Source organism: Pseudomonas frederiksbergensis (genome assembly GCF_003732705.1).
Taxonomy (GTDB): Bacteria; Pseudomonadota; Gammaproteobacteria; order Pseudomonadales; family Pseudomonadaceae; genus Aquipseudomonas; species Aquipseudomonas frederiksbergensis_F.
In genome coordinates this window covers 210,483-223,204 of the sequence record NZ_MOBR01000015.1, presented here as the reverse complement: position 1 = coordinate 223,204, position 12,722 = coordinate 210,483, and the positions used below count along the sequence as shown (strand labels likewise).

Genomic DNA, 12,722 nt, shown 5'->3' with positions numbered 1-12,722 from the left:
TCGGGTTTTGCGTATCTATCGCAGGGTTTTATACACAAGGATACAAATCCCCCTCATGACGACGCACCCAGCATCTCCACAGGGTAAGAGAACACGTAGCCTTCGTTGCGCACGGTCTTGATGTAGGTCGATTCCCGAGAGTCATCCATCAAGCGCTGGCGCAACCTGCTCACCAGCAAATCGATGGAGCGGTCGAACAGGTCGGCGTCGCGGCCCTGGGTCAGGTTGAGCAACTGGTCGCGGCTGAGTACCCGTTGCGGGTGATCGAGGAATACCCGCAGCAGTCGGTACTCGGCGCCGCTGAGGGCGACCATGGTGTCGTCTTCGTCGAGCAAGTGGCGGGCGGTGGTGTCCAGGCGCCAGCGGCCAAAACCCAGCAGCCGGCCGCTTTCGGTGATCAGCAGGTTCGGCGGCAGCATGCGGGTGCGGCGCAGCACGGCGTTGATCCGCGCCAGCAACTCGCGGGCGGCGAAGGGTTTGGTCAGGTAATCGTCAGCGCCCATTTCCAGGCCGAGGATGCGGTCGGTTTCATCGTTGCGCGCGGTGAGCATCAGGATCGGCGTGGCTTTGTGTTTGCCCGCGCGCAATTCGCGACATAACAGCAGGCCGTCATCGCCGGGCATCATGATGTCGAGCACGATCAGGTCCACCTGGTTGGCTTCCAGAAAGCTGCGCATCTGCCGGCCGTCGGCGACCACGGTGGTGCGCAGGCCATTCTTCTTCAGGTAATTGCCCACCAACTCGCGGATCTCGCGATCGTCGTCGACAATCAGAATGTGGTCCACATGTTCCATTGCTCAACCCTCTTATTATTCGTACGCCAATCCCTGTGGGAGTGAGCCTGCTCGCGAAAGCGGTGTAACAGCAAACATCTTTGTTGAATGTTAATCAGCCTTCGCGAGCAGGCCAGCTCCCACAGGTTCCACCTGTTTGTATCGCACTGTATCTCACGCACCGTTGGACACGTTACGCCTTAATTGCAGTGGTTTTACGACACATGGCAGATACCTCGAGACGATTGAATGGATCCATTGAGGCAAGCCCACTTGCCTGCAACCACTGGTCATTGCACCCCTGAGGAAATCACCATGAACTGGAACAAACTCGCTATAGCCAGCTTCTTCGCGGTCCTGAACGTTGCAGCGTTTTCGGCGCATGCCGATGTTAAAACCACGGAGCCTGTGGCTGCCAGCGTCGGCACCCTCAAGGCAGACCCGTTCGGCGCGCTGAAACATGTCAACGCCGGGTTGTTGAATGTGGCATACGCCGAGGTCGGCCCCGCCGATGGGCCGGTGGTGATTCTGCTGCACGGCTGGCCCTACGACATCCACAGTTACAGCGAAGTGGCGCCGTTGCTGGCGGCCAAGGGTTATCGAGTGCTGATCCCGTATGCGCGTGGCTATGGCGATACGCATTTCCTGTCGGACAAGACCCTGCGCAACGGCCAGCCCGCCGCGCTGGCCAGTGACGTCATCGACTTCATGGACGCCCTGAAGATCAAAAAAGCGGTGCTGGGCGGCTACGACTGGGGCGCGCGCTCGGCGGACATCGTTGCGGCGCTGTGGCCGGAGCGGGTAGAAGCGCTGGTGGCGGTGAGCGGCTACCTGATCGGTAACCAGGCGGCGGGCAAGAATCCGTTGCCACCCAAGGCCGAATTGCAATGGTGGTACCAGTTCTACTTCGCCACCGACCGCGGCGAGGCCGGTTACGAAAAGAACCGCCACGATTTCGCCAAGTTGATCTGGCAAACCGCATCGCCGAAATGGACCTTCGACGACGCCACGTTCGACCGCAGTGCCGCAGCGTTGGACAACCCTGATCACGTCGCGATTACGGTATTCAACTACCGCTGGCGCCTGGGCATCGTCCAGGGCGAACCGCAATATGAAGCGCTGGAGCAGCGATTGGCCAAGGCGCCGAACATCAGCGTGCCGACCATCACAATGGAAGGTGACGCCAACGGCGCGCCACATCCGGCTGCCGAAGATTACGCCAAGCGCTTTACCGGAAAGTATGAGTACCGCTTGATCAACGGCGGCATTGGCCACAACTTGCCGCAGGAAAATCCGCAAGCCTTTGCCAAAGCGGTGATTGACGCGGATCACCTGTAACGAATGCCCGTTGCGCATGATCGTTCCCACGCGCAGCAAAGGAATGCCTCAACGGACGCTCCGCGTTCGGCTGTGGATGGGACGCGGAGCGTCCCGGGCTGCGTTCCCACGCGGAGCGTGGGGAACGATCAACGTGACAGCTAACTTTTCAGGTTTGTTACGCAACCACTTGGTAACACGGCACATACGCCGCGCCGCCCGGCAGTTTCATCCGGTGCTGGGCGACGAAGGCCTTGAGCAACTGATCCAGCGGTTGCATCACCGCCGCGTCGCCACGGATCTGGTACGGCCCGTGTTCTTCGATCAGGCGGATGCCCTTGTCCTTGACGTTGCCGGCGACGATGCCGGAGAACGCCCGGCGCAGGTTGGCGGCGAGTTCGTGGGCCGGCAGTTTGCGGCTCAGTTGCAGGCTGGCCATGTTTTCGTGGGTCGGGTCGAACGGACGCTGGAAGCCTTCGTCGATCTTCAGCAGCCAGTTGAAATGGAACGCGTCGTTGCGCTCGCGGCGGAACTGTTTGACCTCTTTCAGACCGGCCGTCATATGCCGCGCCACTTCGGCCGGGTCGTCGATGATGATCGTGTAGTGCTGCTTCGCCGCTTCACCCAGGGTGGCGCCGACGAACGCGTCCAGTTGCTCAAGGTACGGCGCCGCGTGTTTCGGCCCGGTCAGCACGACGGGGAAGGGCAGGCCCGCGTTGTCCGGGTGCATCAGGATGCCCAGCAGGTACAGGAATTCTTCCGCAGTACCGGCGCCGCCCGGGAAGATGATGATGCCGTGGCCAACGCGCACGAAGGCTTCCAGGCGTTTTTCAATATCCGGCAGGATTACCAGTTCATTGACGATCGGGTTCGGCGCCTCAGCCGCGATGATTCCCGGCTCGGTCAAGCCCAGGTAACGGCCGCCGTGGATGCGCTGCTTGGCGTGGGCGATGGTCGCGCCTTTCATCGGGCCTTTCATCACACCTGGGCCGCAACCGGTGCAGATGTCGAGGCTACGCAGGCCCAGTTCGTGGCCGACTTTCTTGGTGTACTTGTATTCTTCGGTGTTGATCGAGTGGCCACCCCAGCACACCACGATCTTCGGCTCCACGCCGGGGCGCAGGGTGCGGGCGTTGCGCAGCAGGTGGAAGACGTAGTCGCTGATGCCCTGGGACGTGCTCAGGTCGATACGCTGGGCGTCGAGTTCGTTTTCGGTGTAGACAATGTCGCGCAAGGCGCTGAACAGCATTTCCCGGGTGCTGGCGATCATTTCGCCGTCGACGAAGGCGTCGGCCGGGGCGTTCAGCAGTTCCAGGCGCACGCCACGGTCTTGCTGGTGAATGCGGATTTCGAAGTCTTTGTAGGCTTCGAGGATGGTCTTGGCGTTATCAACGTGGGCGCCGGTGTTGAGGATGGCCAGGGCGCACTGGCGGAAAAGGGTGTAGGTGCTGCCGGAACCGGCTTCGCTCAGTTGCTGGACTTCACGTTGGGACAGGGTTTCCAGGCTGCCTTTAGGGCTGACAGAGGCGTTGATTACTTGGCGTTGGGACATTCAATGATCCTTAAAACGATGCCAGTCATACAGGAGGAGCGATTGGCATCCGAATAAAAATGTATCCATGAAAGAAGATGGCACGAACTACGGGGTCTCGCCATGTTCTCCTTTTGACGATGAAAAGATGAAAAGGAGCCCCAGCATAGCTAAATCCCTCATAGAGGCGATAATGCCCCGCACTCTTTTTGCTCACTGATTCAAGGATGCCAGCCAAGATGTTCGAGATTCTGCCGATGAATGCCGAAACCTTCCGACGCCAGACCCGGCGCAGCACGGTGATCATCGCCCTGATTTTCCTGGCGCTGGCGATGGTGCTGTCGACCACGGCGGTGGCGCTGTTCGGTGAACCCGGCGGCGACAACCTGCGGTTTAACGTCGGCGGCGTGTTTGTCGCTGTGCTGCTGATGGCGGCGCTGATGCGCGGCCGGTTCTGGAATGAAGCGTGGATGGCCCCGGCCGTCTACGGCTGGCGGCTCAAGCGCAGCCTGATGAGCGTCACCAACGTCATGCACCAGGTGACGGCGGCGGTCGAGAAGCAAGATCCCACGGCCATGAAACTGCTGCGTTTCTATCACCTGGGGTTGAGCCAGATGCACGAACTGGACGCTAACTCCAGTGATCACAGCCAGTTGACCCGGGAAATGGATCAACACAAGGCGCGGATGGAAGCGCTGGGCCTCGACACTGAGCAGACGCGATTGAATCCAGCGTGGCTTGAGGCGGTGAAGCAGCAGGCGTCACACTAAAAATCAGGATGATGAAAACACGCCATCAGCTAATCTGAGCAATGATCAAGCCTAGTAAAGCGCTCGATGGGTCAAGGACGCGATCAGGAAGCATCGCCTCTTCAACAGAATTCAGGGAACGTCATGGGACATCCGGCCGTAAAGGTTCATATCGAGGCTCTTCAGCCTGGCTCTGCGTTATTGGCCGAGCAGGTCGAGGCAAAGCTCAAGGTCCGTTATGCCGTGGTTTTGCTGGTTGCGGTGTGCCTGTCCATGGCCGCCATTGCAGGCTGGGAGGCGTGGAACTCGCGTCAGTACCACTTGCATGACAAAGAAGTGGCGATGTCCAACCTGGCGCAGACCTTGGCCTCCCAGGCGCAGTCAACGATCAAACAGGCCGATACGTTGCTGTTTACCCTGGTCGATCGCATCGAAAAGGACGGCATGGGGCCGGCTCCGTTTACCCGGATGCAAGCGTTGCTTAGCGCGCAGCGCAGCGAACTGTCCCAGCTCCATGGTTTGTTCATCTACGACGAAAACGGCCGTTGGCAGGTCAATTCCAATGGCGCCTCCATGCCAAACGCCAACAACTCCGACCGTGAATACTTCATCTTCCATCGCGACCATCCCGACCGTGGCCCGCATATCGGTCCGTCGATCAAGAGTCGCTCGACCGATGAATGGATCATGACCGTGTCGCGCAGGCTCAATCATTCCGATGGCAGTTTCGCCGGCGTGGTGGTGGCCACGATTTATCTCAGTCACTTCCTTTCGCTGTACGACAGCATCGATATGGGCACAAACGGTGCGATTAACCTGGTGGCCGACAACGGCACCCTCATCGTGCGCCGCCCCTTCAAGGAAGCCGACATCGGCACCAGTGTCGCCAGTGGGCCGTTGTTTACCCAGTTGCTGCCCCACGCCAGCTTCGGCACAGCAACGATCAAGTCAGTGATCGATGGGGTCGAGCGGGTCCTGGGATATCGACGGGTTGACGGGTATCCGATGGTGGTTTCTGCGGCCCTCAACAAGGATGAAGTCCTGGCAGGCTGGCGCCAGCAATCGTTGAACAGTGCGGCTATCGTGGCCTTGCTGCTCGGATTCCTCGGCGTACTCGGTTATCGGCTCATCCGGGTCATGAAGCAGCAAAATCACATTCAAAGCGTATTGCTGGACGCCCAGGAAAAACTCATCGAGGTCAATCGCAGCCTTGAACTGCTGGCCCTGGAAGACGCGCTGACGGGGCTGGCCAACCGGCGCCAGTTCGATCTGTTCATGGTGGCGGAGATGGGGCGGGCTCGACGCAGCCAGACGGGCCTGGCGTTGCTGATGATCGATGTCGATCACTTCAAACTGTTCAACGATCACTACGGGCATGTGGCAGGCGATGAGTGTTTGCGCAAAATCAGCGCCATCATCACGGAAAACATCAAGCGCCCCGGTGATTTGGCCGTTCGTTATGGTGGCGAGGAATTCGCGGTGGTGCTACCCGGCACTGACTATGTGGGCGCCTTCCTGGTGGCGGAAAAAATCCGCCGTGCGGTGCAGTTGGCGGGCATCGAGCACACCGAAGGTGCCGAAGGCGTGGTAACGGTCAGCCTGGGTGTCTGTGCCTACGACCCGGCCTCGCAAGCCAGGGTAGACGATTTGGTCGGCGCCGCGGACAAGGCGCTATACGTGGCCAAGGCCAGTGGCCGGAACATGAGCGTCATCGCTAACTGAGTTCAGACGAAGCGGTCACTGCCCTGGACCAGTCTGGTCGCGAGCCAGGGTTGCTTGAGCTGTTGTGTGCGAATGGCTTCGAGCAGGGCCAGGTCTTCAATCGACAGCATTTCAGATCCTCGAGCGGTAGGCGCAAAGCTTGCTCGCGATGCGGCCACTGCGGTCTGCCTCAAGATCAATGTTGAATGTGCCGGCGCCATCGCGGGCAAGCCTTGCTCCTACAAGGGGCGGTCAGGCCGTTCGACGCAATCTCCACAACCGGATCAACCGCACGTAAACCACCAGGTTGACCGTCAGCACCACGCTGCCCAGCCCCAGTTGAATCGTCGGGGTCAGCCCGGCCGGGTAGATGATCGGCAACACGTAATGCTCGACAAAACCACCGCCATACACGGTTTGCCCGGCCGCCTCGCGCATCAGGTTTTCCCAATAGGTCAGCGGGCAGGTCAGGTGAAAGACTTCGACGATCACGCCCCACGCGGCGGCGGGCAGGTGCCACCAGATCAGGGGGCGCCATTTGAGCACCAGCAGCCCGCCGAACAGCACGAACAGAATGAACGACAGGTGAAACAGCACCAGCCCGTCGGCGGCGATTCGGTAAAGCATGTCGATTCCCTGACTCTTCAATTGAATGGCTCCATGTTACTCGGGCGTGCGGCCTGCGCTCTATCAATTCAGTGCGAGCGCCCCAAGTGCGCAAGATTGTTCAAGCCTTCTCCCGCGTCTGCTGGCACAGTCGGCGGTCTTTCCCCTGGTTGTAGAGCGTTATGTCCCATTCACACATGCCGCGCAGCGCCTTTCTTCGTGGCGCGGCGGCGATCATGCCGTTGTCCCTGGCCACCGCGCCGTGGGGGCTGTTGGCCGGTTCCATGGCCATCGAGGCCAACCTCACGCCCCTGCAAGGCCAGGGTTTGTCGAGCATCGTGTTTGCCGGCGCCGCGCAACTGGTGGCCATCGGCATGCTCAAGGGCGGGGCCGGGGTCTTTTCGATTCTGCTGACCACGCTGCTGCTGACCTCCCAGCACTTGCTGTACGGGATGAGCATGCGTTCGGTGATTTCACCGTTGCCGGGTCGTTGGCGCGTGGGGTTGGGGTTTCTGCTCACCGATGAGTTGTTCGCCTTGACCAGCCAGCATGACAAACAACAGTTCAACCGTTGGTACGCGTTGGGCGTGGGGCTGACGTTCTACATCGCCTGGAACCTCTTCACCCTGGCCGGCATCGTGTTGGGCAGCAGCATTCCGGGCCTGGAACACCTGGGCCTGGACTTCTCCATCGCGGCGACCTTTATCGCCCTGATCACTCCGGTGGTTCGTAATGTGCCGACGGTGGTCTGCGTGGCGGTGTCGCTGTTCTGTTCGGTGCTGTTCAGCTATTGGCAATGGGGCTCGGCCCTGGTGCTGTCGGGGCTGGCGGGCATGACTGCCGGGTTTATCTGCAACAAGCTGTATCTGGAGCGCACATGATCGTTTGGGCAGTGATTATCGGCATGGGCGTGTTGGTGTTTTTGAACCGCTATGTGTTTCTCGAACCACGCCTGCCATTGCGCCTGAGCAGCAATGCGCGGCAGTTTCTCGGGTTTGCCGTGCCGGGCATGTTGACGGCGATTTGCGGGCCGATTGTGTTTATGCCGGACAAACAGCTGAACCTGCAGTGGGACAATCCCTACCTGATCAGTTCGCTGGTGGCCGTGGGGCTGGTGCTCTACACCCGTAACACGCTGCTCAGCATGTTGTTGAGCATGGGATTCTTCTTTTTGCTGCGCTGGTGGCTTTGAGCCGGGCGGGGGGAAATGTTCTACGCTTAAAGCGGATAACTGATCCCTTCAGGAAGAGAGGTGCACATGGCAACTGATCCCAAGCCGCCGGACCTGGACGAAGACACGGATGAGCCGAGCGAAGAAGAGATCAAGCGGCAGAAGCGCTCGACGCCGGACTGGAAGCATCCGGATGATGGCAAGGAACTGTCTGATCGCGATATGGAGATGCCGCTGAAACCCTGATTTCTTTGAAAACAATGAAACCAGTGCGGGAGCGGGCTTGCTCGCGAAAGCGGTGTGTCAGTTGATGTAAATGTCGATTGATACGACGCTTTCGCGAGCAAGCCCGCTCCCACATTGAATCACCGCAAAATATCAAATCGCCTCATTCCACCGAATATGCGTAATACCCAATTGCTGAGCTTTATTACGCGCGGTTTGAGGCTCGCGTGTGGCGCAATCTTTTGCCCGGATTCGGGATAGGCATGGGCAGAGGCCGAATGGATCGCTTCCACTTCGGAAAACCCTGCCGCCAGTTTGAAAAAGTGTTGTCGCACACCATCGAGCAGGTAATGCACGGCATAAGGGACAAGTTCGCTCATGTAATTCCATTTGGAGCCAGCCGTCACTTCGGCTTAGTCGTTGAGCAGGGAATTCAGAGAGATCTGCGGTACCAGTGTCATGCAGAAATAGGACGCCTGAAAAAACAAGAGGCCAATCCGGCCTCTTTATTCAGAGTGTCTTCAGGGTGGGATCGTTCAGTTCTTCCGCCGACTGGCCCTGGAGCGTGGTTTCAAGCGTCTTCCAACTGAGGAAAGTCGGGGTGGGCCGCTCGATAGCCGAGTGTCTTGTCGAGCCAGGCATTGAGTTCATTGACCATCACCGGCGACTTGCCCGGATAGCTTTGCAGGGTGGTGCGCAGCAGGTCGCCGATATCATCGACGCAGCGCAGGTTTCGAGTTTTTATGTAATTGCCGATAAAACAGTCGAGTTGCAAGTGTTCCGTCATTGAAAGATAGACACACGCCAGCTCACCGACTTGATTGATTGCAAAATCGTCGCGCAACTTATTTCTCTGCAAGGTGTAAAAGTTGTAGGGATTTCCTGGGGTTGTTGACTCTTTGGTCAACTGGGAAGACTTATGGAAATGCGGCGCGCATGCTATCTGTAGTCCTGTTAAATGTATGTATGACGGTTTAAATGTCAGACCAATGGTTAGGGAGTCAAATAGCCATCTATTTATAGGTGTCTCGTCAATGAAACACTTGATGTAACGTTTGAGTTGCCTGTTTATATAGGCAAGCTTTTTGTAAGGGTACTCAAACAGTGCCGGATAAACTTCACGGCAGCTCATCAATCAATGCGGCGCCCTGGTTGCGAACATTTCCCACCGCTTTGCTCACCCTGAACCACTGGAAACTGTCGCTGGTTTCGCCCTGCATCCGCAGCATGTCTTCTGCGCGCTCCCTGGGTGTGGCGGGGTCGAGCCATTCCCGCGCCAACTCCGCCGACAACACCACCGGGCGCCGGTCGTGGATGTCGAGCAGTCCACCCGCGCTGTCGGCGGTAATGATCACAAATCCGTCGTCCTCTCTGGGTTCGGTTTCACCGGCCGGAAACTGACCGATCGCCGCACAGAAAATCGGTGTCCCGTCGCGGTGGCGGATCAACCACGGCTGGCGCTTGGAATCCCCTTCATCCACCCATTCGAACCAGTTATCGATCGGGCAAATGGCCCGGTGCGGCCAAATCCCCCGAAAGAACGGCCCGTGGGCGACTTTCTCGACCCGGGCGTTGATCGGTGCCGCGCGGTCTTTCGCCCAGTGCGGCCGCCAGCCCCAACGCACGTTGTCAGCGTGCAGGCCATCGCTTTCCAGATGAAACAAGGCCAGTTGCGTGGTGGGCGCGGCGTTGTAGCGGGCCAACGGTTCATCACCGACGTGGTTGATCAGCGCGTCGGGGATGCTCAACACCGCCACGAAATCGTGAATGCCCCGGTACTGCGACAGGCGTCCGCACATGAGCAAAATCTCCCATTGGAGATTTCAGCTTAGATGACATGCGCCAGTTGCAACTCGGTCAACGACAACGCCTTGAGCCGCGCCAGTACTGGATCGCGACGATCTCGCGGATGGGCCAGCTCCACGGCCAGTTCCTGACGAATGCGGCTGGGCCGATGGTCCATCACCAGCACCCGGTCGCTCAGGTACAGCGCCTCATCGACATCGTGGGTCACCAGCAGCAGGGCAATTGCGTGGCGCTCGGCCAGTTGCAGCAGCAGGTCCTGGAGTTTCATCCGGGTAAAGGCATCCACCGCGCTGAAAGGTTCGTCGAGCAACAGCACCTGCGGGCGCGAATACAGGCCGCGGGCGATGGCCACCCGTTGCGCCATGCCGCCGGACAAGGCTTTGGGCAAGGCCTGGGCAAAACCGCCGAGGCCGACTTCTTCGATCAACTGCGCCACCCAGGCCTTGTCGTAGTGGTTGTCGGCACTGAAACCAATATTTTGTTCCACCGTCAGCCAGGGCATCAGGCGCGGTTCCTGAAACACGAACGCCACTTCACCGGCAGTGTTTTTCAGTTCGCCCTGGAAGTCCTTTTCCAGGCCGGCGACGATCCGCAGCAAAGTGCTTTTGCCGCAACCGCTGGGGCCGAGCAGGCTGACGGTTTCCCGGGGCTTCAATTGCAGGTGGATGTTGTTGAGCACGGTGGTGGTGGCGAAGGTTTTGCGCTCCACGCGGATGTCCAGCAGGTGTTCGGTCATGCCTCAATCCTCTGCGCTTTGGCCGTTGAAGGTGTCGCGCCAGGCCAGGAAACGTTTCTCCAGGCCGGCGAGAATGCCGTCGCTGAGTTTGCCCAGTACCGCCAGCACGATAATCGCTGCGAGCACGATGTCCGGGCGCGAGGTTTCGCGGCCGTCGCTGAGCAGGTAACCGAGGCCTTTGGTCGCGGCGATCAGTTCGGCGGCCACCAGGAACATCCAGGCCAGGCTCATGCCGCTGCGCAACCCGGTGAACAGGCCGGGCAGGGCGGCGGGCAGCAAAATCCGCCGCACCAGTCGGGCGCGACTGAAACCGTACATCTGGCCGACTTCCACCAGTTTGCGGTCGATGTCGCGAATCGCCGAAACGCCGTTGAGGTACACCGGGAAGAAGGCGCCGATGGCGATCAGGACGATTTTCGAGGTCTCGTCGATGCCCAGCCACAGCAGCAACAGCGGCACCCAGGCCAGGCTCGGAATCGAACGCAGGCCGGCGAACGTCGGTTCCAGATACGCTTCGGCTTCCCGGCTCAAACCGACCCACGCGGCAAACACCAGGGCCAGGCTCGCACCGATCGCGAACCCCAGCAGCACCCGCAACAGACTGGCGCTGATGTGCTTCCACAGCGCGCCTTCGGCCAGATCGCCGAGGGTTGTGGCGACTTCGCTGGGGGCGGGCATCTGGTAGGAGGGGAGCCAGCCGATGCGCACGACGAATTCCAGGATGAGGATGATCAGCACCGGCAGGGCCAGGCCTTTGAGGCGCAGTTTCCAGGCGTTATTCAGGCGTCGTGGTTCAGGTAGTGCCAAGTGCGCGGGGAGGTCTTTGCTTTTGCTGGTCATGGGGTTCTCCAGACAGATCACAGCCCCCTGTAGGAGCAAGGCTTGCCCGCGATGAACGGTAATGCGGTCTTTCAGAAAGACCTCGTCATCGTTCATCGCGGGCAAGCCTTGCTCCTACAGGGCTGCGTTCTTTATTGACGGGCCACGGTTTCCTTTGTGTCGATCAGTTGATCAATGACTTGGTCGACGTTAACCCCTTTGCGCACCAATTCCTCGGACACCAGAATCGGCGCCGCCGCCTTGGACGCAATCACATCCTTGGCCGTCAATTGCGGGCTGCTCAGGTCGGTGCGCGACAATTGCAACTTGGCCACTTCCAGCGGCAGGCCCGATTCCGTGGCGAGGAGTTTCGCCAGTTCTTCCGGGTTTTTAACCGCCCATTCCCGCGCCTGTTCGTAGGCGTTGAGCACGGTTTCGATGGTTTTCGGGTGTTCCTTGGCGTAGCTGTCAGTAACGCTGACCACGCCGTAGCTGTTGAAATTGGTGTTGCGATACAGCAAGCGCGAACCCGCCTGGACCTGGCTCGCGGCCATGTGCGGGTCAAGCCCGGCCCAGGCGTCGACGTCACCTTTTTCCAGGGCGGTGCGTCCGTCCGGGTGCTGCAAGTGCACCAGCTCCACATCGTCCTTGCTCAGGCCGGCCTGTTGCAGGCTGCGTAAGGTAAACAGGTACGGGTCGGTGCCTTTGGTTGCGGCGATTTTTTTGCCTTTGAGGTCGGCAACGGTCTTGTAGGGCGAATCCTTGCGCACCACCAGCGCGGTCCACTCGGCGCGGCTGTAAACGTACACCGACTTGATCGGGCTGCCATTGGCGCGGCTCAACACCGCCGCGAGGCTGGCGGAAGAAGCGAAATCGACGCCGCCGCTGTTGAGGTATTCCAGGGAGCGGTTACTGCCCTGGCTCAAGACCCAGCCGACCTTGGTCTGGGGCAGGGTTTTTTCCAGGAAACCGAAGTGCTTGAGTACCAGGCTCACCGGCGAGTAATAGGCGTAGTCCAGATGCACTTCGGCCGGTGTGGTTTCGGCGGCCTGGGCCAGGGGTTGCAGGCTTAGGGTGATGGCGACGGCGCTGATCAGGTGCCTGGCTTTGGGAAATCGGAAGATGGGTTTCATGGAACGGCTCCGGCAAGGCAACGGGATTCTTATGTCCTGATTAATGGTTTTTATGAATGCTTCCTGCATAAAAGGAATATTGCAGGCTCTGTGCCATGTCGCGGATTTCACCGGTTTTCGGGGCTTTGCCGGGGGTGGTGAGCGGAAACGATGTT

At 59.4% G+C, this 12,722-nt stretch carries 15 protein-coding genes; 6 read left to right on the top strand and 9 right to left on the bottom strand.

What is annotated here, in order from left to right:
* Nucleotides 1–53: 53 nt before the first annotated feature.
* Nucleotides 54–794 (bottom strand): response regulator, encoded by a 741-nt coding sequence (locus BK667_RS17100; RefSeq protein ID WP_123508791.1) that lies wholly within the window; start codon nt 792–794, stop codon nt 54–56.
* A 294-nt stretch (nt 795–1,088) separates the two neighbouring features.
* On the opposite strand from BK667_RS17100, the gene BK667_RS17090 reads away from it, so the two are divergent.
* Nucleotides 1,089–2,111, top strand: a complete 1,023-nt coding sequence (locus BK667_RS17090) for an alpha/beta fold hydrolase (RefSeq protein ID WP_259698051.1) — start codon at nt 1,089–1,091, stop codon at nt 2,109–2,111.
* A 157-nt stretch (nt 2,112–2,268) separates the two neighbouring features.
* Here the strand turns inward: BK667_RS17090 and ppnN are convergent, their stop codons facing one another.
* On the bottom strand, nt 2,269–3,642 hold the full coding sequence (gene ppnN, locus BK667_RS17085; RefSeq protein ID WP_123508789.1) for a nucleotide 5'-monophosphate nucleosidase PpnN: 1,374 nt from the start codon (nt 3,640–3,642) through the stop codon (nt 2,269–2,271).
* A gap of 218 nt (nt 3,643–3,860) precedes the next feature.
* Between ppnN and BK667_RS17080 the strand changes: the two genes are divergently transcribed.
* Both BK667_RS17080 and BK667_RS17075 read left to right on the top strand, forming a co-directional pair.
* Entirely contained in the window at nt 3,861–4,391 is a 531-nt protein-coding gene (locus BK667_RS17080) for a DUF3087 family protein (protein ID WP_123508788.1), read from the top strand.
* 123 nt (nt 4,392–4,514) lie between these two features.
* The gene (locus BK667_RS17075) at nt 4,515–6,092 is read left to right on the top strand and encodes a sensor domain-containing diguanylate cyclase (protein ID WP_123598343.1); all 1,578 of its coding nucleotides are present in this window, start codon (nt 4,515–4,517) and stop codon (nt 6,090–6,092) included.
* A gap of 231 nt (nt 6,093–6,323) precedes the next feature.
* Here the strand turns inward: BK667_RS17075 and BK667_RS17070 are convergent, their stop codons facing one another.
* Nucleotides 6,324–6,698 carry a DUF2784 domain-containing protein gene (locus tag BK667_RS17070; RefSeq protein WP_123598342.1) on the bottom strand — a complete coding sequence of 125 codons (375 nt, stop codon included), beginning with the start codon at nt 6,696–6,698 and terminating at the stop codon, nt 6,324–6,326.
* A 161-nt stretch (nt 6,699–6,859) separates the two neighbouring features.
* Between BK667_RS17070 and BK667_RS17065 the strand changes: the two genes are divergently transcribed.
* The 3 genes from BK667_RS17065 to BK667_RS33295 all read left to right on the top strand — a co-directional run bounded on the left by BK667_RS17065 (nt 6,860) and on the right by BK667_RS33295 (nt 8,094).
* Nucleotides 6,860–7,558, top strand: a complete 699-nt coding sequence (locus tag BK667_RS17065) for an AzlC family ABC transporter permease (protein ID WP_123598341.1) — start codon at nt 6,860–6,862, stop codon at nt 7,556–7,558.
* The gene (locus BK667_RS17060; protein WP_010455066.1) at nt 7,558–7,869 is read left to right on the top strand and encodes a branched-chain amino acid transport AzlD family protein; all 312 of its coding nucleotides are present in this window, start codon (nt 7,558–7,560) and stop codon (nt 7,867–7,869) included. The genes BK667_RS17065 and BK667_RS17060 overlap by 1 nt, the downstream gene beginning before the upstream one ends.
* A 66-nt stretch (nt 7,870–7,935) precedes the next feature.
* Entirely contained in the window at nt 7,936–8,094 is a 159-nt protein-coding gene (locus BK667_RS33295) for a hypothetical protein (protein WP_185058230.1), read from the top strand.
* Nucleotides 8,095–8,213: 119 nt separating this feature from the next.
* Here the strand turns inward: BK667_RS33295 and BK667_RS17055 are convergent, their stop codons facing one another.
* The 6 genes from BK667_RS17055 to BK667_RS17030 form a co-directional block, all read right to left on the bottom strand.
* Nucleotides 8,214–8,453: a hypothetical protein gene (locus tag BK667_RS17055; protein WP_259698050.1), complete on the bottom strand. Its 240-nt coding sequence runs from the start codon at nt 8,451–8,453 to the stop codon at nt 8,214–8,216.
* 191 nt (nt 8,454–8,644) lie between these two features.
* Nucleotides 8,645–8,917, bottom strand: coding sequence for a hypothetical protein (locus tag BK667_RS17050; RefSeq protein ID WP_123598340.1), 273 nt, complete (start codon nt 8,915–8,917; stop codon nt 8,645–8,647).
* 274 nt (nt 8,918–9,191) lie between these two features.
* Entirely contained in the window at nt 9,192–9,872 is a 681-nt protein-coding gene (locus BK667_RS17045; RefSeq protein ID WP_123598339.1) for an SOS response-associated peptidase family protein, read from the bottom strand.
* Between the two features lie 29 nt (nt 9,873–9,901).
* Nucleotides 9,902–10,615 (bottom strand): ABC transporter ATP-binding protein, encoded by a 714-nt coding sequence (locus BK667_RS17040; protein ID WP_123598338.1) that lies wholly within the window; start codon nt 10,613–10,615, stop codon nt 9,902–9,904.
* 3 nt (nt 10,616–10,618) lie between these two features.
* Nucleotides 10,619–11,455: an ABC transporter permease gene (locus tag BK667_RS17035; RefSeq protein ID WP_123598406.1), complete on the bottom strand. Its 837-nt coding sequence runs from the start codon at nt 11,453–11,455 to the stop codon at nt 10,619–10,621.
* A gap of 131 nt (nt 11,456–11,586) precedes the next feature.
* Nucleotides 11,587–12,567, bottom strand: a complete 981-nt coding sequence (locus tag BK667_RS17030; RefSeq protein ID WP_123598337.1) for an aliphatic sulfonate ABC transporter substrate-binding protein — start codon at nt 12,565–12,567, stop codon at nt 11,587–11,589.
* Nucleotides 12,568–12,722: the final 155 nt, after the last annotated feature.